This is a genomic window from Microbacterium sp. CFBP9034, assembly GCF_034045255.1.
Taxonomy (GTDB): Bacteria; Actinomycetota; Actinomycetes; order Actinomycetales; family Microbacteriaceae; genus Microbacterium.
In genome coordinates, this window is the sequence record NZ_JAXCWC010000001.1 from 2,130,267 (window position 1) to 2,148,002 (window position 17,736).

15 protein-coding genes are annotated in these 17,736 nt (G+C 70.2%); 13 read left to right on the plus strand and 2 right to left on the minus strand.

Annotated elements, in window-relative coordinates:
• Positions 1-46 precede the first annotated feature (46 nt).
• From alaS to SOM19_RS09845, 13 genes are all read left to right on the plus strand, one after another.
• Complete coding sequence (alaS, locus tag SOM19_RS09785) at positions 47-2,704, plus strand: alanine--tRNA ligase (protein WP_320486325.1); 2,658 nt, start codon at positions 47-49, stop codon at positions 2,702-2,704.
• A complete protein-coding gene (ruvX, locus tag SOM19_RS09790) occupies positions 2,701-3,168 on the plus strand; it encodes a Holliday junction resolvase RuvX (RefSeq protein WP_320486326.1) in 468 nt (155 codons plus the stop codon). Before alaS ends, ruvX begins: the two co-directional genes overlap by 4 nt.
• A gap of 1 nt (position 3,169) precedes the next feature.
• A complete protein-coding gene (gene mltG / locus SOM19_RS09795) occupies positions 3,170-4,894 on the plus strand; it encodes an endolytic transglycosylase MltG (protein ID WP_320486327.1) in 1,725 nt (574 codons plus the stop codon).
• Positions 4,861-5,736, plus strand: coding sequence for a shikimate dehydrogenase (locus SOM19_RS09800; RefSeq protein WP_320486707.1), 876 nt, complete (start codon positions 4,861-4,863; stop codon positions 5,734-5,736). The genes mltG and SOM19_RS09800 overlap by 34 nt, the downstream gene beginning before the upstream one ends.
• A gap of 30 nt (positions 5,737-5,766) precedes the next feature.
• Positions 5,767-6,996 (plus strand): chorismate synthase, encoded by a 1,230-nt coding sequence (gene aroC, locus SOM19_RS09805; protein ID WP_320486328.1) that lies wholly within the window; start codon positions 5,767-5,769, stop codon positions 6,994-6,996.
• The gene (locus tag SOM19_RS09810; RefSeq protein ID WP_320486329.1) at positions 6,980-7,507 is read left to right on the plus strand and encodes a shikimate kinase; all 528 of its coding nucleotides are present in this window, start codon (positions 6,980-6,982) and stop codon (positions 7,505-7,507) included. Before aroC ends, SOM19_RS09810 begins: the two co-directional genes overlap by 17 nt.
• Positions 7,504-8,580 carry a 3-dehydroquinate synthase gene (aroB, locus tag SOM19_RS09815; RefSeq protein ID WP_320486330.1) on the plus strand — a complete coding sequence of 359 codons (1,077 nt, stop codon included), beginning with the start codon at positions 7,504-7,506 and terminating at the stop codon, positions 8,578-8,580. Before SOM19_RS09810 ends, aroB begins: the two co-directional genes overlap by 4 nt.
• Before the next feature lie 98 nt (positions 8,581-8,678).
• Positions 8,679-9,971 (plus strand): ion channel protein, encoded by a 1,293-nt coding sequence (locus tag SOM19_RS09820; protein WP_320486331.1) that lies wholly within the window; start codon positions 8,679-8,681, stop codon positions 9,969-9,971.
• Positions 9,968-10,426, plus strand: a complete 459-nt coding sequence (locus tag SOM19_RS09825; protein WP_320486332.1) for a type II 3-dehydroquinate dehydratase — start codon at positions 9,968-9,970, stop codon at positions 10,424-10,426. The genes SOM19_RS09820 and SOM19_RS09825 overlap by 4 nt, the downstream gene beginning before the upstream one ends.
• Before the next feature lie 95 nt (positions 10,427-10,521).
• Positions 10,522-11,082 (plus strand): elongation factor P, encoded by a 561-nt coding sequence (gene efp, locus SOM19_RS09830; RefSeq protein ID WP_320486333.1) that lies wholly within the window; start codon positions 10,522-10,524, stop codon positions 11,080-11,082.
• Between the two features lie 2 nt (positions 11,083-11,084).
• Positions 11,085-11,495: a transcription antitermination factor NusB gene (gene nusB / locus SOM19_RS09835; RefSeq protein ID WP_320486334.1), complete on the plus strand. Its 411-nt coding sequence runs from the start codon at positions 11,085-11,087 to the stop codon at positions 11,493-11,495.
• Between the two features lie 69 nt (positions 11,496-11,564).
• Positions 11,565-14,597 carry a DEAD/DEAH box helicase gene (locus tag SOM19_RS09840; protein ID WP_320486335.1) on the plus strand — a complete coding sequence of 1,011 codons (3,033 nt, stop codon included), beginning with the start codon at positions 11,565-11,567 and terminating at the stop codon, positions 14,595-14,597.
• Between the two features lie 66 nt (positions 14,598-14,663).
• Entirely contained in the window at positions 14,664-16,220 is a 1,557-nt protein-coding gene (locus tag SOM19_RS09845) for a Rieske 2Fe-2S domain-containing protein (protein ID WP_320486336.1), read from the plus strand.
• A 9-nt stretch (positions 16,221-16,229) separates the two neighbouring features.
• On the opposite strand, the gene SOM19_RS09850 is transcribed toward SOM19_RS09845, so the two are convergent.
• Positions 16,230-17,237, minus strand: a complete 1,008-nt coding sequence (locus SOM19_RS09850; protein WP_320486337.1) for a radical SAM protein — start codon at positions 17,235-17,237, stop codon at positions 16,230-16,232.
• A gap of 22 nt (positions 17,238-17,259) precedes the next feature.
• Positions 17,260-17,583: a hypothetical protein gene (locus SOM19_RS09855; protein WP_320486338.1), complete on the minus strand. Its 324-nt coding sequence runs from the start codon at positions 17,581-17,583 to the stop codon at positions 17,260-17,262.
• Between the last annotated feature and the right edge of the window lie 153 nt (positions 17,584-17,736).

The following is a 17,736-nucleotide window of genomic DNA, read 5'->3' on the forward strand; positions in this document are numbered from 1 at the left end:
CCCCGTCCGCGGGGCGATGGACCGCGCGCACTTGCGAGGACCACGAATGAAGACCGCCGAGATCGCGCAGCGCTTCCTGGACTACTTCGAGAAGAACGACCACGTCATCGTGCCGTCGGCATCGCTGGTGACCGACGACCCTGCCCTGCTGTTCACCGTCGCGGGCATGGTGCCGTTCATCCCGTATCTGAGCGGCGATGTCCCCGCGCCGTACCAGCGGGCTGCGGACGTGCAGAAATGCCTGCGGACGAACGACATCGAAGAGGTGGGCAAGACGCCCCGCCACGGCACGTTCTTCCAGATGATGGGCAACTGGTCGTTCGGCGACTACTTCAAGGACGGCGCGATCCGCTTCGCGTGGGAGCTGCTGACGTCGGCGGAGTCCGACGGCGGCCTCGGATTCGACCCGAAGGACCTGTGGGTCACCGTCTACGAAGAGGACGACGAGGCCTTCGGCCTGTGGCAGGAGATCGCCGGGTTCCCCGAGGAGCGCATCCAGCGGCTCGGCAAGGACACGAACTACTGGAGCACGGGTCTGCCCGGCCCGGCGGGTCCCTGCTCGGAGATCTTCTTCGACCGTGGGCCGGAGTACGGGATCGACGGCGGCCCCGCCACCGACGACGACCGCTACGTCGAGATCTGGAACCTCGTGTTCATGCAGTACGAGATCACGAACGTGCAGTCCAAGTACGACTTCGACATCGTCGGCGAGCTGCCGGCCAAGAACATCGACACCGGCATGGGCCTGGAGCGCATCGCGTTCATCAAGCAGGGCGTCGACAACATGTACGAGACGGATCAGGTGCGCCCCGTGCTCGACAAAGCCGTCGAGCTGAGCGGCCGCACCTACGGCGCGGACCACCAGGACGACGTGCGCTTCCGCGTGATCGCCGACCACGTGCGGTCCTCGCTCATGCTCCTCTCCGACGGCGTCACGCCCGCCAACGACGGCCGCGGCTACATCCTGCGTCGGCTCATGCGGCGCGCGATCCGCTCGATGCGCCTCCTCGGCGTCGACGGCCCCGTCTTCGCCGACCTCTTCGCGGCCTCGCGAGACGCGATGAAGGACGCCTACCCGGTCGTCGAGGCCGACTACGCGCGCATCTCGCAGTACGCACTGGCCGAGGAGGAGACCTTCCTCCGCACGCTCGCCGCGGGGTCCACGATCCTCGACGAGTCCGTCGCCCAGACGAAGCGCGGAGGCGGCAGCGCCCTCGCGGGCGCCGAGGCGTTCCTGCTCCACGACACCTACGGCTTCCCGATCGACCTCACGCTCGAGATCGCCGAGGAGGCCGGGCTCTCGGTCGACCGCGCCGCGTTCGACACGCTGATGCAGGAGCAGCGCGCCCGCGCCAAGGCCGATGCGAAGTCGCGCAAGCGCCAGCTCGCCGACACCAGCGTCTACCGCGACTTCCGCGCGCTCGGCGAGACCACCTTCACGGGCTACACCGACCTCGAGACCGAGTCGCGGGTGCTGGGCATCCTCGTGGACGGCCTCTCGGTCGACCGCATCGGGACGGGGCAGATCGCCGAGGTCATCCTCGCCGACACCGCCCTCTACGCCGAGTCGGGGGGGCAGGTCGCCGACAAGGGCGTGATCGTCGGCCCCGGCTACGAGCTCGAGGTCATCGACGTCCAGAAGCCCGTCGCCGGCCTGATCAGCCACACCGTCGAAGTGACGACCGGCGAGGTCGGCGTCGGCCAGCCCGCGACGACGATCGTGGACGCCGCGAACCGCCGCGCCGCGCGCCAGGCGCACTCGGCGACGCACCTCGTGCACGCCGCGCTGCGCGACACGCTCGGACGCACGGCCACGCAGGCCGGGTCGCTCAATCGCGCGGGCTACATGCGCTTCGACTTCACCTGGGGCCAGTCTCTCTCCGACGCGACGAGGACCGAGATCGAGGAGATCGCCAACAACGCCGTGCGCGACAACCTCGAGGTGACCACGCGCGTGCTCGCCCTCGACGACGCCAAGGCGCTCGGCGCGATGGCCCTGTTCGGCGAGAAGTACGGCGACACCGTCCGCATGGTCGACATCGGCGGCCCGTGGTCGCGTGAGCTGTGCGCGGGGACCCACGTGTCGACGAGCTCGGAGGTCGGTCTCATCAACCTCGTCGGCGAGTCGTCGGTGGGCGCCTCGAACCGCCGCGTCGAGGCCCTCGTCGGACTCGACGCGTTCCGGTCGCTCGCGGCGGAGCGTGCGATCGTCTCCCAGCTCACCTCGACGCTGAAGACGCCGCGCGAGCAGCTGGGCGCTCGCATCGCCGAGCTCACCGCAAGCCTCAAGGCGGCGGAGAAGAAGATCGCCGCGTTCGAGTCCAAGGCGCTCGGCGACCGCCTGCCCGCGCTGACGGCAACGGCCGTGCAGGTCGGCGGCCAGCTCGTCGTCGCCGAGACCCTCGGCGGTGCGGCGTCCGCGGACGACGTGCGCTCGCTCGCCCTGCAGGTGCGCGAGCGACTGGGCTCCCAGGCCGCGGTGGTCGCGCTCGGCGCCGAGGTCGGCGGTCGCCCCGTCGTGATCGTGGCCACCAACGACGCCGCGCGCGCCGCCGGCGCCAAGGCCGGTGTGCTGGCGAAGGCCGCCGCGGCGGCGCTCGGCGGCGGCGGCGGCGGTCGCGACGACGTGGCTCAGGGGGGCGGGACGGATGCCTCGGCACTGCCGGCCGCGCTGGCCGCGGTGAAGGGCGCACTCGGCGCGTGAGCGGCTTCCGTCGCGGGGTGCGACTCGGCATCGACGTGGGTCGGGCCCGGGTCGGGGTCGCGCGCTGCGATCCCGACGGCATGCTCGCGACGCCCGTGGAGACGGTCAAGCGCGACGAGGACGCTGTTTCGCGCATCGTCGCGCTCGTGGCGGAGCACTCGGCGGTCGAGCTGCTCGTCGGGCTCCCGCTCAACATGCGAGGCGAGGACACCGCGTCGACGGCGGACGCGCGCCAGTTCGCGGGGGAGCTGGCGTCGGCATCCGCTCTGCCGGTCAGGCTGGTCGACGAGCGCCTCTCGACGGTCTCGGCACATGCCGCCCTGCGTCAGTCGGGCAGATCTCAGCGTTCTTCTCGTAACATTGTCGACCAGGTAGCCGCGGTCGTGCTGCTTCAGCAAGCTCTCGACGTCGAGAAGAGCACCGGTCGCCCCCCCGGCACCCCCGTTTCCCAGGAGCCCGCCTGACATGCCCCACTCAACGCCCGACGATCCGTTCGCGGATCTGTTCGGCAATCTCCCCGATCCCCGCGGGCACGATCTGCGATCGAACCGTGAGGACTCGGGCTACGGCGCCGCGCCCGCGCCGGGCGGCGCAGGCGCCTCGCAGAACGCGGACGGGGCACCCCTCTCTCGGCGCGAAGCGCGCGAGGCGGCGGCCCGTCAATCCACCGGGGGAGTGGCGGTCGGATCTCTTCCGTCGCCCGCTGCGCCGGTCGATCCGTCTCCCGCAGTCCCCGAGAGCGGACCGCCGCTCGACGAGTCGGGCATGCTGGCACAGCCCCGGGCCTACGCCGGAGCCCCGACCCCGACCGATGCGGATGCCGATGAGGATGATTCGTGGCCGATTGCGGACGGATCGGCGCCCGCGCTGCCGTACAGCCGCACCGGCTCGACCCCGCAGGTGGCCGCGGCCGTAGCAGTGACCCCGTCGGAGGCCGTCGCCGGTCGGTCCGAGCGCAGGGCGGCCGCGCCGTCGAGCTCGGCTCCGGCGGAGCCCGAACGCGTCGCGCCGGACCGGGTCGCGCCGACCGCGACCCTCGAGGACCTGTTCACGGGCTCGCGGTCCACCGACGACCTCGGCTCCACGCCGCCGCCCAAGAACAAGCGACGTCGACGCATCGGCGGCTGGATCGCGCTCGGTGTGATCCTCGCGATCCTCGGCGGCATCGCCGGGGGCGCCTGGTACGTCTGGACGACGTACGAGGAGCAGATCCGCGAGGTCATGGGCTGGGAGGAGCCCCAGGACTACGAAGAGGGCATGGCGAACGGTGAGGCGTACGTCACCGTCGCGTCAGGCGACACCGGCTCGCCGATCTCCCAGAGCCTGTACGACGCTGGAGTCACCAAGACCCCCGACGCCTTCTACGACTACCTGATCGAAAGCGGTCAGAACCCGCCGTTCGTTCCGGGCGTCTTCAAGCTGCAGAAGCAGATGACGTCGGAGGCCGCACTGGCAGCTCTCCTCGAGCCGGCGAACAAGATGGAGAACACCGCGCAGCTGCGCGAGGGCCTCACCGTCGAGCAATCGCTCCCGCTACTCGCCGAAGGCACCGGCATCCCGCTGGAGGAGTTCGAGGCGGCCGTCGCCGATCCTTCCGCCTACGACGTGAGCGCGGACTCGCTCGAAGGTTGGCTGTTCCCCGCCACGTACACGTTCGACCCGGACGTGACCGCCGAGGGGATCATCCAGACATTGGTGGACCGCACGGTGAAGTCGCTGGACACGGCCGGGGTTCCCGTGGATCAGCGTCAGGAGATCCTGACGATCGCGTCCATCATCCAGCGCGAGGCGCGCTACGAGGCGGACATGCAGAAAGTGTCGCGGGTGATCCAGAATCGCCTCGACCCTTCGAATCAGGAGACGTTCGGCAAACTGCAGATGGACTCGACCGCGCAGTTCGGCTTCGGCGAGTTGCACGACGGCTCCGCGAGCTCCTCGGAGGAAGCGCTCAAGGACCCGAACCCGTGGAACACGTATGTGCACCCGGGCCTGCCGGTCGGACCGATCGCCAATCCCGGCGACGTCGCGATCGACGCGGCGATGCACCCGGCCGACGGGTCGTACCTGTACTTCGTCACGGTGAACATGGACACCGGAGAGACGGTGTTCACCGACACCTACTCCGAGCATCTGCGCTACGTCGACCAGATGCTGGCCTGGTGCTCGGAGCACCCGGACTCCGGGTGCTGAACGCCGACGCGTCCCGCCTCGAAGTCTGGGGCGACCCCATCTCGCACAGCAGGTCGCCGCAGCTTCATGCGGCCGCCTACGGGGCGCTCGGGCTCGACTGGACGTACGGGCGCCGTCGGGTGAACGAGACGGAATTCGCCGGCGAGCTCGCCGGCCTCGACGATCGCTGGCGCGGCCTCTCGCTCACGATGCCGCTCAAGGGTGCGGCGTTCGCGGCGACCCGCACGCGAGATCGTCCTGCCGAGCTCACCGGCGCCGTGAACACGCTGCTGCGCGGATCCGACGGCCCGCGCGGGTTCAATACCGACGTCGGCGGCATCGTGCGCTCGCTCGCCGAGCAGGGAGTGACCGCGGTCGGCGGCGCGCGGCTCGTCGGCGCCGGTGCGACCGCCACCTCGGCGCTCGTCGCCCTGGCCGAGATGGGCGCGCGCAGCGTCGATGTGGTCGCCCGCAGACCCGCCGCCGTTCGGCCGTTGGCGGCGCTCGGCACGCGACTCGGCATCGAAGTCACCGCGACGCCGTTCGAGGCATCCGCTCTCCACGACGTACCCGTCACGATCGCGACGCTTCCGGGCGATGCACCCGTCACGGATGCCGTGGCCCACGCACTCGCCCGGTCGGGCGGGCTGCTGCTCGACGTCGTCTACGGGCACTGGCCGACCGTCCTGGCCGCCGCGTGGGAGCGCGCCGACCGCCCCGCCGTCTCGGGGCTCGGGATGCTGCTGCACCAGGCCCTGCTCCAGGTGCGCATCTTCGCGACCGGCGATGCCGGCACGCCGCTCGCGGCCGAAGACGACGTGCTCGCGGCGATGCGGGAAGCGCTGGCCCGACCACTGACGTAACCGGCCACGCGCACGTGGGAGACTGGACCAATGCTCCGCGTGCTCACGGCCGGCGAATCGCACGGCCCCGAACTCGTCGCCATCATGGAGGGTCTGCCTTCGGGTGTCCCCATCTCCCGCGCCGAGATCCAAGCCGACCTCGCCCGCCGCAAGCTGGGCTACGGCCGCGGCTCGCGCATGAAGTTCGAAGAGGACGAGCTGAGCATCTCCTCGGGGGTCGTCCACGGCTTCTCGCTCGGCAGCCCCATCGCGCTGCGCATCGGCAACACCGAGTGGCCGAAGTGGGTCGAGGTCATGAGCCCCGATCCGGTCGAGCTCACCGACAAGTCCCGCGGACGCGGCGCCGCGCTCACCCGTCCCCGCCCCGGCCATGCAGACCTCGTCGGGATGCAGAAGTACGACTTCGACGAGGCGCGGCCGATCCTCGAGCGTGCGAGCGCCCGCGAGACCGCCGCCCGTGTGGCCCTCGGCACCCTCGCGCGCTCGTTCCTGTCCGAGCTCGGCATCCGTCTGGTGAGCCACACGTTGTCGATCGGCCCCGTGCGGGTGCCCGACGACGCGCCACTGCCGGCGCCGGATGACGTGGCGACGCTGGACGCCGACCCCCTGCGCTGCTTCGACCCCGCGACCAGCGAGCGGATGGTGGCCGAGGTCGACGACGCCCGCAAGGACGGCGACACCCTCGGCGGCGTCGTGGAAGTGCTCGCCTACGGGCTGCCCCCCGGGCTGGGCTCGCACGTGCACTGGGACCGCCGACTCGACGGCAAGCTCGCGCAGGCTCTCATGAGCATCCAGGCGATCAAGGGCGTCGAGGTCGGAGACGGCTTCCTCACCACCACGCGCCGCGGGTCGCAGGCCCACGACGAGCTGCACGCGACCGACGGCGGCATCACCCGCTCGAGCGACAAGGCCGGCGGCACCGAGGGCGGCATGTCGACAGGCACCGTGCTGCGCGTCCGCGCCGGGATGAAGCCGATCGCGACGGTGCCGAAGGCGCTGCGCACCGTGGATGTCTCGACCGGTGACACCGCGGCGGCGCACCACCAGCGCTCCGACGTGTGCGCCGTGCCGGCCGCCGGCGTCGTCGCCGAGGCGATGGTCGCGATCGTGCTCGCCGAGGTCGTGCTGGAGAAGTTCGGCGGCGACAGCGTCGGTGAGACGCGCCGCAACCTCGAAGGCTATCTCGCCGCGATCCCCGAGACACTGCGCACCGCGACCGCCAGCGACACGGCGCTCGCCCAGCATGACCTCGCCCGCTAGCGCCGTCGTCCTCATCGGGCCGATGGGCGCCGGCAAGACGAGCGTCGGCAAGCGGGTCGCGCGTGCGCTCGAACGGCCGTTCTTCGACACCGACGCCGCCGTCGCGCGTGAGCACGGCCCGATCGAGCAGCTCTTCGTCGAACACGGCGAGCCGCACTTCCGGGCGCTCGAGCGTGCGGCCGTCGTCGAAGGGCTCGCGAACGGCGGCATCGTCTCGCTCGGTGGGGGAGCGGTGCTCCAGGCCGACACCCGAGCGGACCTCGCGGCGCACCGAGTGGTGCTCCTGACCGTCGCGCCGCGCGTGGTCGCGACGCGCGTGCGCGGATCGAGTCGCCCGCTGCTCCAGGGCGACGACGCCCTCGAGCGCTGGTCAGCGATCTTCGAGCAGCGGCGACCCGTCTACGAGGAGCTCGCCGACATCCGTTTCGACACATCCAACGGTCCGCTGCAGAACGTCGTCGACCAGATAGTGACGTGGATCCGCGGCACCGAGAACGAGGGAGAGGCATGAGCGACGCGACGACCATCACGGTGAGCGGCGATGCGAGCTACGGCATCACGGTGGGCCGCGGCATCCTGTCGGGGCTGGGCGAGGCACTGCCCCCCGCCGCCCGCAAGGTGCTCGTGATCCACCCGCCCACGCTGGCGGCGCAGGCCGAGGCGCTGCGCGCCGCGCTGACCGGCGACCGCGAGGTGCTCCTCGCCGAGATTCCGGACGCCGAGCAGGGGAAGCGGATCGAGGTCGCCGCATTCTGCTGGCAGGTCATGGGCAAGGCCGACTTCACCCGCACCGACGCCGTGGTCGGCTTCGGCGGAGGCGCGGTGACCGACCTCGCCGGGTTCGTGGCGGCGACGTGGCTGCGCGGCGTCGAGGTCGTGCACGTGCCGACCACCGTGCTGGGCATGGTCGACGCCGCCGTCGGAGGCAAGACGGGCGTCAACACGGCCGAGGGCAAGAACCTCGTCGGAGCGTTCTGGGCGCCGCGCGCGGTGCTGTGCGACCTCGACCTGCTCGACTCCCTGTCGCGCAACGAGCTGGTCGCCGGCTACGCCGAGGTGATCAAGGCCGGCTTCATCTGGGCGCCCGAGATCCTCGACCTCGTCGAGGCGGACCCCGAGAATGCGGTCGACCCGCGCAGCGAGGCCTTCCGTCGCACGATCGAGCTCGCCATCGACATGAAGGCCCGCGTCGTGGGCCAGGACCTCCGCGAGGCGGGCCTGCGCGAGATCCTCAACTACGGCCACACCCTCGGCCACGCCATCGAGCACGCCGAGCGCTACCGGTGGCGCCACGGCGCGGCGATCTCGGTGGGCATGGTCTTCGCGGCCGAGCTCTCCCGCCTCGCGGGACGGCTTCCGGATGCCGCGGCCCAGCGCCACCGCGACATCCTGTCGTCGCTCGGCCTGCCGACGACGTACCGGGCGGGAGCGTGGCCCACCCTCCAGGCGTCGATGCAGCGCGACAAGAAGAGCCGCGGCGGATTGCTGCGGTTCATCGTGCTCGACGACATCGCCAAGCCCACCGTGCTTCAGGCTCCGGACGAATCGCTGCTGTTCGCCGCCTACCAGGAGGTCGCCGGCTGACGCCGGCGAGAAATCACCCGCCGAGTGCGACGGACCTTCCGGCAGGATGAGCACACCGGCCGACTCCGCCGGTGCCGACGGAAACGGAGCGCGAACCGATGAGCCTTGCCTCAACGCCGGACGAGGGCGGCGCCTCGCCCCGCCAGATGCTGGTGCTGGCGATCCCGGCGATCATCCTCGGGGCGTTCGCCGCGCTGCTGCTGTGGACGCTCGAGCAGCTGGCGGACCTCCTGAGCGGTGTGCTGTGGACGACCCTCCCGGGCGCCCTGGGCGTCGATCCGAGCGGCTGGTGGATCGTGCTCGTCCTCACGCTCACCGGACTCGCGGTCGGGCTCGGGCTGCAGTTCCTTCCCGGACACGGCGGTCCGGACTCCGCGACCACCGAGCTCATCGAGCCGCCGCTGAAGCTGCGAGTGCTCCCGGGCCTCGCAATCGTCACCGTGCTGAGCCTCGCGGGCGGAGTGAGCCTGGGTCCCGAGAACCCGATCATCGCCATCAACATCGGCATCATCGTCGCCGTGTTCGCCCGATTCCTGCCGAAGGTGCCGGCACAGGTCGCGGTCCTGATCGCAGGGGCGGCGACCGTGGGCGCGCTGTTCGGAACCCCCGTCGCGGCCGCGCTGCTGTTCACCGGCATCGTGGCCGCCGTCAAGGGCGGCGGCTCGCTCTGGGACAAGCTGTTCCTCCCCGTCGTGGCAGCGGGCGCCGGCGCGATCACCATGCATCTCCTCGGCTCGCCGCCGCTGTCGTTCGATCTGCCCGCGTATGGCAGCCCTCAGGCCATCGACCTGCTCACCGGCGCGCTCGTCGCCTGTGGCGCCGTGGCGATCGCACTGGTCGCCCTCGTGCTCTTCCCCCTCTGCTGGCGGGCGCTGCACGCGCTGCGGCACCCGATCCTCATCCCGCTCGTCGGCGGCTTCCTCCTCGGCATCCTGGGACTCATCGGCGGCCCCATCACGATGTTCAAGGGCCTGACGCAGATCGGCGATCTGCTGTCGGATCCGGGCGCCTACGACGGCACCCAGCTCGCGGTGATCGCGGGCATCAAGATCCTCGCCCTCGTCATCGCCGCCAGCGCGCTCTTCCGCGGCGGCCGCATCTTCCCGGCGACGTTCATCGGCGTCGCGCTGGGCATGCTCGGGCACGTGCTGATCCCCGGGCTCCCACTCGGGCTGGCCGTCGCCTGCGGGATCGTGGGCGTCATCCTCGTCGTCGCCCGCGACGGCTGGCTGGCGATCTTCCTCGGCGTCGCCATCCCCGCCGACATCACGCTCCTGCCGATGCTGTGCGTGATCGTCCTGCCGGCGTGGCTGATCGTCTCTCGGGCGCCGCTGTTCCGGATCATTCCCCCGACGCCCGCGCCGGCACCCGCTGATAGCGTGGCCAAGTGACCGCTCCCCGTCGCCTGCTTCTCGTCAACGGTCCGAATCTCAACCTGCTCGGCGCGCGCGAGCCGACCGTCTACGGCACGGCGACGCTTCACGACGTCGAAGCGCTGGCGGTCGAGACCGCGGCCGCACACGGGTTCGAGGTGCGCGCGGTGCAGAGCAACCACGAAGGAGTGCTCCTCGACGCCATCCACGCCGCGGGCGAGGACTGCGCCGGCATCGTGATCAATCCGGGCGGGCTGACGCACACGTCGATCGTGCTCCGCGACGCGCTGTCGGGGGTCGCGCTGCCCGTGGCCGAGGTGCACATCTCCGACATCGCGCAGCGCGAGTCGTTCCGCCAGCACTCGTACGTCGCAGACGTGGCCGTGGTCCACGTCGTGGGCGAGGGGGTCGCCGGTTACGCGACGGCCATCGATCGTCTCATCGCGGTGATCACCGGCCAGGCGTTCGGCTGACCGCCCTCGCTGAAAGCCTCGGCCGAGGCATCCCGTAGAATGCACTGTCGGGCCGTGATCGGCCACTTCTCCTCACGAACGGAAACTCCATACCCATGGCATCCACCGCAGACATCAAGAACGGCGTCGTCCTGAACATCGACGGGCAGCTCTGGAGCGTCGTGGAGTTCCAGCACGTGAAGCCCGGCAAGGGCGGCGCCTTCGTGCGGACCAAGCTCAAGAACGTGATGTCGGGCAAGGTCGTCGACCGGACGTTCAACGCCGGCGCGAAGATCGAGACGGAGAACGTCGATCGTCGCGACTTCACGTACCTGTACAACGACGGCGAGGGCTTCGTGTTCATGGACGTCGCGGACTACGACCAGATCACCTTGACCGCCGCGACCGTCGGCGATTCCGCGAACTTCCTGCTCGAGAACCAGCAGGTGCAGATCGCGCTCAACAACGGCAACCCGCTGTACGTCGAGCTCCCCGCCTCGGTCATCCTGGAGATCACGTACACCGAGCCGGGCCTGCAGGGCGACCGCTCGTCGGCGGGAACGAAGTCGGCCACCGTGGAGACGGGCTACGAGATCCAGGTGCCGCTCTTCCTCGAGACCGGCACCAAGGTCAAGGTCGACACGCGCACCGGGGACTACCTCGGCCGCGTGAGCTGACCTTGAGCGCTCGGAGCAAGGCGCGCAAGCGCGCCCTCGACATCCTCTTCCAGGCCGACGTCCGCGGTGAGGAGCCCGCCGCCGTGCTCGCGGCAGAGGCGAAGCGCGCGGCCAACGAGCCGGCCCGCGAGACCTCATGGCTCTACGCGCGCGAGATCGTGGACGGTGTCATCGACAATCGGGACGCGATCGACGAGCAGATCACCACGTTCGCCAAAGACTGGTCGCTCGCCCGCATGCCGGCCGTCGACCGCGCCGTCCTGCGCATCGGCGTGTGGGAGGTCCTCTACAACGACGAGGTGCCCGTCGCCGTCGCGATCGACGAGGCGGTCGAGCTCGCCAAGGAGTTCTCGACCGACGACTCGGGATCGTTCGTCCACGGCGTTCTGGCGCGGATCGCGCGCTCGTCCTGACCGCGGTCCGCTCCGGCGCCCAGGTGACACCGCCGCCATGAGAGGCGGCTGTCCCCGGCAGGAGCGAGGATGGACGCCGTGACCCCGCCCGCCGACGACGCCGCAGCACCGCGGCAACCGGGCGACGACCCGCACGGTGAGGCGAAGCACGAATTCGCGACACCCGCGTCCGCGCCGGACTGGCGTCGCGTCCTGGCGGCTCATGCTCCGGCGCAGCCGTCCCGCCCGGCTCTGGCGCTCGGCGTCGAGCTGCGCCAGCGGGTGCGGCGCACACCGTCGTCGTGGTCGCCGGTGCGCGTCGAGACGGCCACCCCGCGGAGTCTGCACGATGCGGGAGCCGACGTGCTGGTCGGCCTCCGCCCGCTCGAGCGAAGCGCGCGCACCGGGTCCTGGGTCAAGGGGGATGTGTCGTGGGACGCGCTGCGGCGGCCCGGGCACGGCTACGACGCGGCGCAGGCGCGCTGGTTCGTCGAGCTGCACAGCATCGCGCGCGACATGCGCACGCTCGGCACCTTCTCCGACGTCTCGGAGTGGCTGACGCTCGACGACATTCAGTCCAGCCTGTTCTGGGGACACCTGGCCTCGGCATCGGACCACCGCGTCGACCTCGTCCCGACGCAGAAGCGGACGACCGTGTCGATCGCCGGCGAGGCCACGATCGCGGTGCGAGCCGTGGCGTCGGGTGGAGGGCTCGAGCTGGCGCCGCAGGTCACGCTCGACGGCGAGGAGGTCGACGCGGCATCGGTTCGCCCGATCGGCCGCCTCGGCGTCTATCGATTCCAGGTGCGGCGAGAAGGGCTCGCCCTCACCCTGGCCTCGGTCGCCCTGCCCGAGCCGGCGCGCGCCCTCCTGGACTCCTCCGCCGCCGTGCACGTCCCGCCGGCGGAGGTGGACGAGTTCCTGCGCGAGCATCTCCCGGCGCTGCAGCGCCGCGTGCGCGTCGAAGCACCCGGGATGCGGCTCCCGCCGCCCGCACCTCCGAGCCTCGTGCTCGCGATCGTGTTCGCGCCGTCGCACCGCATCGACTTCTCCTGGGCGTGGCAGCACCCGGGCGGGCCGGCGGTGGGGATCGATGCCGCCGAGCCCGAAGACGACGTCCAGAGTGCGCTGCGCGCGCACGTCGAGCAGCTCTGGCACGACACGGCGCCGATCGAGTTCGCGGCGCGGGGATCGATCACCGGCATCGAGGCCGCCGAGTTCGCGACGCGGCTGCTGCCGGCGCTGGAGGCCGTCGATGGAGTTCGCGTCGAGCTCGGAGGAACGCGGCCCCGCTACCGCGAGCTCACGGCCGACCCGCGGGTCACCGTGTCGACGGTCGAGACGACGGATCCGGACTGGTTCGATCTGGGGGTCATCGTCACGATCGACGGCCGCACGGTGCCGTTCGCCCCGCTGTTCTCGGCGCTCGTCCGGGGGCGGCGGAAGCTGCTGCTCAGCGACGGTGCGTACTTCTCATTGGCGCATCCGTCGCTGCAGCGGCTGCGCGACCTCATCGACGAGTCGGGCGAGCTGGAGGAATGGGAGACCGGCCCACGGATCAGCCGTCACCAGACCGATCTGTGGGCGGACTTCGAGGATCTCGCCGACGAATCCGCCCCCGCGGTGTCGTGGCGCGAGACCGCACAGGGGCTGCGCGATGCCGACAGCGTCCCGAGGACACCCCTCCCGGCGGGACTGCGCGCCGAGCTGCGGCCCTACCAGCGGGCGGGATTCGACTGGCTGGCGTTCCTGTGGGCGCACCGGCTCGGCGGCATCCTCGCCGACGACATGGGGCTCGGCAAGACGTTGCAGGCGCTCGCCCTGATCGCCCACACGCGCGAGCAGGGCGAGCGGCGTCCCTTCCTCGTCGTGGCCCCGACCTCGGTGCTCTCCACCTGGCGCACCGAGGCGGCGACCTTCACGCCCGGCCTCCGGGTCGCGCTCGTCGACGCGTCGAGTGCGAAGCGCGGCCGAACGGTGACGGATGCCGCGGCATCCGCCGATCTCGTCGTCACGTCGTACGCGCTGCTGCGGCTGAACGAGACGGAGTTCGCCGCCGTCGAGTGGGCGGGGCTGCTCCTCGACGAGGCTCAGTTCGTCAAGAACGCGCAGACGAAGGCCTACCGGGCCGCCCTGGCGATGCGCGCCGATGTCACGTTCGCGATCACCGGAACCCCGCTCGAGAACAGCCTCACCGAGCTCTGGGCGCTGCTGTCGCTCACCGCTCCCGGCCTGTTCGCATCGGCGCGACGCTTCCGCGAGCAGTACGTCGGACCCATCGAGCAGGGCAAGGTTCCGGAGAACCATGAGGGCGGCGAGTACCGGGCGCAGCGGCTGGCAAGACTGCGCCGTCGCATCCGCCCTCTGGTGCTGCGTCGCACCAAGGAGCTCGTGGCCGCGGACCTGCCGCCGAAGCAGGAGCAGGAGGTGCGGATCGAGCTGAGCGCTGCTCACCGGGCGCTCTACGACGTCGTGCTGCAGCGGGAGCGGCAGAAGGTGCTCGGCCTGCTCGACGACCTCGATCGCAACCGCTTCATCGTGTTCCGGTCGCTCACCCTGCTGCGGATCCTGAGTCTTGCGCCCGAGCTCATCGACCCCTCCCATGCGGACATCGCCCCGAGCAAGCTCACCGCTCTCTTCGAACAGCTCGATGAGGTGCTCGCCGAGGGGCACCGCGCGCTGGTGTTCAGCCAGTTCACCTCGTTCCTCGGACTCGTCGCCGCACAGCTCGAGGAACGCGGCATCCCGTTCGCGTATCTGGACGGCTCCACCCGAGACCGCGACGCGGCCATCGCGGCGTTCCGCGGGGGAGAGGCCCCGGTGTTCCTCGTGAGCCTCAAGGCCGGCGGGTTCGGACTGACGCTGACCGAGGCCGACTACGTGTTCCTCCTCGACCCGTGGTGGAACCCCGCCGCCGAATCGCAGGCCGTCGATCGCGCGCACCGGATCGGACAGACGCGGACCGTCATGGTCTACCGCCTCATCGCCGAGGGAACGATCGAGGAGAAGGTGATGGCCCTGCAGCAGCGCAAGGCCCGCCTGTTCCGCTCGGTCATGGACGACGACGCCCTGTTCGGCCAGGAGCTCTCGGCAGACGACATCCGTGGCCTCTTCGACGACTGAGCGCGCCTGGCGCGCGTCCGAGGCGGGGCGGCCCCCTCTCGTAGACTTGTCGAGGAAGGAGCGAGCATGCGCATCACTGGCCTCGGCCACGCCGGAATGTTCATCGAGACGGCGGGAGGGAGCATCCTCTGCGACCCTGTCATCGGTCCGACGTTCTTCGGATCCTGGTTCCCGTTCCCCGACAACCGGGCGCTCGACTGGGCGAAGTACGGCAACGCCGACTTCCTCTACATCTCGCACCGCCACCGCGACCACTTCGATCCGGCGCTCATGCAGCGTCACATCCCGAAGTCCATCAGGGTGCTGCTGCCGGATTATCCGACCGACGACCTCGAGCAGGATCTGCGGCGGCTCGGGTACGAGAACATCATCTACACGCAGGCGGGCGTAGCGCTCGAGTTCGGTGACCTGAAGATCATGGTGACCCCGTTGCGCGCGCCGAGCGACGGCCCGATCGGCGACTCGTCGCTGAGCGTCGACGACGGCACGGCCAGCATCCTCAACCAGAACGACTCCCACCCGCTCGACCTCGACAAGCTGATGTCGTTCTCGAAGCCCGAGGCCTACTTCACGCAGGTGTCCGGCGCCATCTGGTGGCCCATGGTCTACGACCTGCCGCAGGACGCCAAGCAGAACTTCGCCAAGCTCAAGCGCGACGCGCAGAACAAGCGCGCGATGTACTACATCGAGAAGGTGGACTCCGAGCACGTCTTCCCGATGGCCGGTCCGCCGATGTTCCTGCGTGAAGAGCTCTTCAAGTACAACGGCTACGGCATCGAGGGCGACTCGATCTTCACCGATCAGCGCCAGTTCCTGGCACACATGGCCGTGCAGCGCCCTGCGCAGAAGGGTTATGAGTTCGTGCCCGGCACGGTGGTCGAGCTGAACGGCGGCGAGCTGTCGGTGACTCAGACGCTCTACACCGACGCCGAGATCGACCGCATCTTCGACGACAAGTGGGCCTACCTCGCCGAGCAGCGCGATACGCGCCAGGACGAGGTGCGGGCGGAGGAGGCCTCGCGCGCCCCCGTGCTGCCGCCCGACGAGATGCTCGCCGCCATCAAGGAGTGGTGGGAGCCGCTCCTGCGCCGCGCGCGCACGATCCGCAACGGAGTCGGCGGCAACGTCCGCTTCCGCATCGGAGACCTCGACATGGTCGTGGACTTCCCGAAAGCCAAGGTGCGTGAGTACGCGGGGGAGGACTGCATCTACTGGTACACGATCCCCGCGGATCTCGTCTCGACGAACATCGCCGACCACGAGATCGACTGGTCGAACTCGATCTTCCTGTCAATGCAATTCTCGGTCGGGCGCAGCGGCAAGTTCAACGAGTTCCTGACCACGTTCCTGAAGTGCCTCTCGCGCGACCGCATCGAGTACGTCGAGAACTGGTACGCGGAGCAGACGGACCAGACCGAGGACGCGCAGCTGGGCGACTGGGTCGTGCAGCGGCGCTGCCCGCACCTGCGCGCAGACCTCACCAAGACCGGCAAGATCGAGGACGGCGTGCTCACCTGCTCACTGCACGACTGGAAGTGGGATCTCGCCAGCGGCAAGTGCCTCACCAGCCAGGGACACCCGATCCGTGCCAGCCAGGTCGGCGCCGAGGCGCCTGCGGCCTGACGGCGCCGGTCACACCGGGGTGAGCCCCAGGTTGCGCGCCCCCACGGATCGCGCCGCGGCATGCCGGACCTCTTCGTACCAGTTGAAGAACGGACGCCGCTCGCCCAGGATCCGGTCGCGCACCGCGGCGCACAGCTCGATGAACGGTCGCTCGTCCCACCCGCGTGCGAGATCGGCGAGCGAACCATCTGGGAGCGATCCGAGCGCGAATCGCCGCGCGAAGCCGTAGGTCATCGGCACGACCGTGCCGTCGGTCTCGATGACGAGCGGCGAGAGCCAGTCCCCGAGTCGCCCTCGCTCGGCACCCGCCGCAGGCATCGCAAGTGCAGCGATGTCGCCGGCGCGCGCGACGTCGACGTGCACCTTCACGCCATCCTGCATGGCCGACTGCATGAGCCCCTCGAACATCGCGAATCCGAGTTCCTGCTCGTCGGGAACCGAGCCTGCGAGATTGTGCCGTGCGGCGCCGACCGGCTCGAGCGGATGTACCTGCACGAGCGCGGCACCGAAACGGGCTGCGAGGCCGACGACGAACTCCACCTCGTCCACATTCGTCTGCGTGAGCGTCGTGATGAATCCGAACGGGATGCCCGAGCGCGCCACGTGCGGGAGGCGGGCCTCGAGCTTCGCGAAGGCCCCCGCGCTGTTGCGCATGACGTCGTGCGTCTCGGGCCGCCCGTCCACCGAGATCGCCATCACGTCGACACGACCGGCGAGCTCGGCGAGTCGTCGCTCCGAGAGGAGGAGACCGTTGGTGGTGACCGTCGTGCGCATCCCGAGGGAACGCGCGTGGTCGAGGAGCTCGAGCAGCGGGCGGTAGAGCAGAGGCTCTCCGCCCGACACGCTGAGCACGCTGTAGCCGAGGGCGGCGGCATCGTCGAGCGCCCCTGCGAGCTGCTCGATGGGCGTCGTGGCGTCGATGCGCGGGCCGGACGACGAGTAGCAGTGCAGGCACGTCAGGTTGCATCGCCGTGTCGGGTGCACCTGAACGATGCCCCGGTCCGCTGTCAATCGCATGATGACCGCCGCCCTCGGATACTCAGCGCTGCCCGACGACGATCTCGACGTTGAAGATCTCCGGCCACGGAATCCCCTTCGGGAAGAGCCGGATCTGCGAGAGGGGGACCTCCTTGAGCGTGCCCAGCACCCGCACCACGGCCTTCGCAGCCTCGTCCTCGCCGCTGACGGAGAACCCTGCGCGAAGGTAATCCGGATGCACGATGCCCTTGATGAACACGTCGTGGATGTCGAACGGCTCGAGCGAGTCGGACAGGCGGCTCACCAGCTCGTCGCCGAACTCCATTCCGCGGTTCTTGTATGCGTCGATCAGCCGCGCCGATCCACGCTCGGATGAATAGTCCATGTCCTGCACCTTTCCCCGTGTGATGCCCATGCGGGCCTTGCCGCTATCGAGGGAGGAGCCCCCTCACCTGATACCGGCGTGCGCGACTGCTAGGCTGTCGGGGAACCACAGCAACCTTTAACACCGTCCCGTGAGGCGGAGAAGGGAGCGGCG

Bases quoted from the DNA above. Each gene is read 5' to 3' on its own strand.
- mltG (WP_320486327.1), top strand. From the start codon at position 3,170: ATGCCCCACTCAACGCCCGACGATCCGTTCGCGGATCTGTTCGGCAAT.
- SOM19_RS09845 (WP_320486336.1), top strand. From the start codon at position 14,664: ATGCGCATCACTGGCCTCGGCCACGCCGGAATGTTCATCGAGACGGCG.
- efp (WP_320486333.1), top strand. From the start codon at position 10,522: ATGGCATCCACCGCAGACATCAAGAACGGCGTCGTCCTGAACATCGAC.
- SOM19_RS09840 (WP_320486335.1), top strand. From the start codon at position 11,565: ATGGACGCCGTGACCCCGCCCGCCGACGACGCCGCAGCACCGCGGCAA.
- SOM19_RS09810 (WP_320486329.1), top strand. From the start codon at position 6,980: ATGACCTCGCCCGCTAGCGCCGTCGTCCTCATCGGGCCGATGGGCGCC.
- SOM19_RS09850 (WP_320486337.1), bottom strand. From the start codon at position 17,237: ATGCGATTGACAGCGGACCGGGGCATCGTTCAGGTGCACCCGACACGG.
- aroC (WP_320486328.1), top strand. From the start codon at position 5,767: ATGCTCCGCGTGCTCACGGCCGGCGAATCGCACGGCCCCGAACTCGTC.
- aroB (WP_320486330.1), top strand. From the start codon at position 7,504: ATGAGCGACGCGACGACCATCACGGTGAGCGGCGATGCGAGCTACGGC.
- SOM19_RS09855 (WP_320486338.1), bottom strand. From the start codon at position 17,583: ATGGACTATTCATCCGAGCGTGGATCGGCGCGGCTGATCGACGCATAC.
- alaS (WP_320486325.1), top strand. From the start codon at position 47: ATGAAGACCGCCGAGATCGCGCAGCGCTTCCTGGACTACTTCGAGAAG.
- SOM19_RS09820 (WP_320486331.1), top strand. From the start codon at position 8,679: ATGAGCCTTGCCTCAACGCCGGACGAGGGCGGCGCCTCGCCCCGCCAG.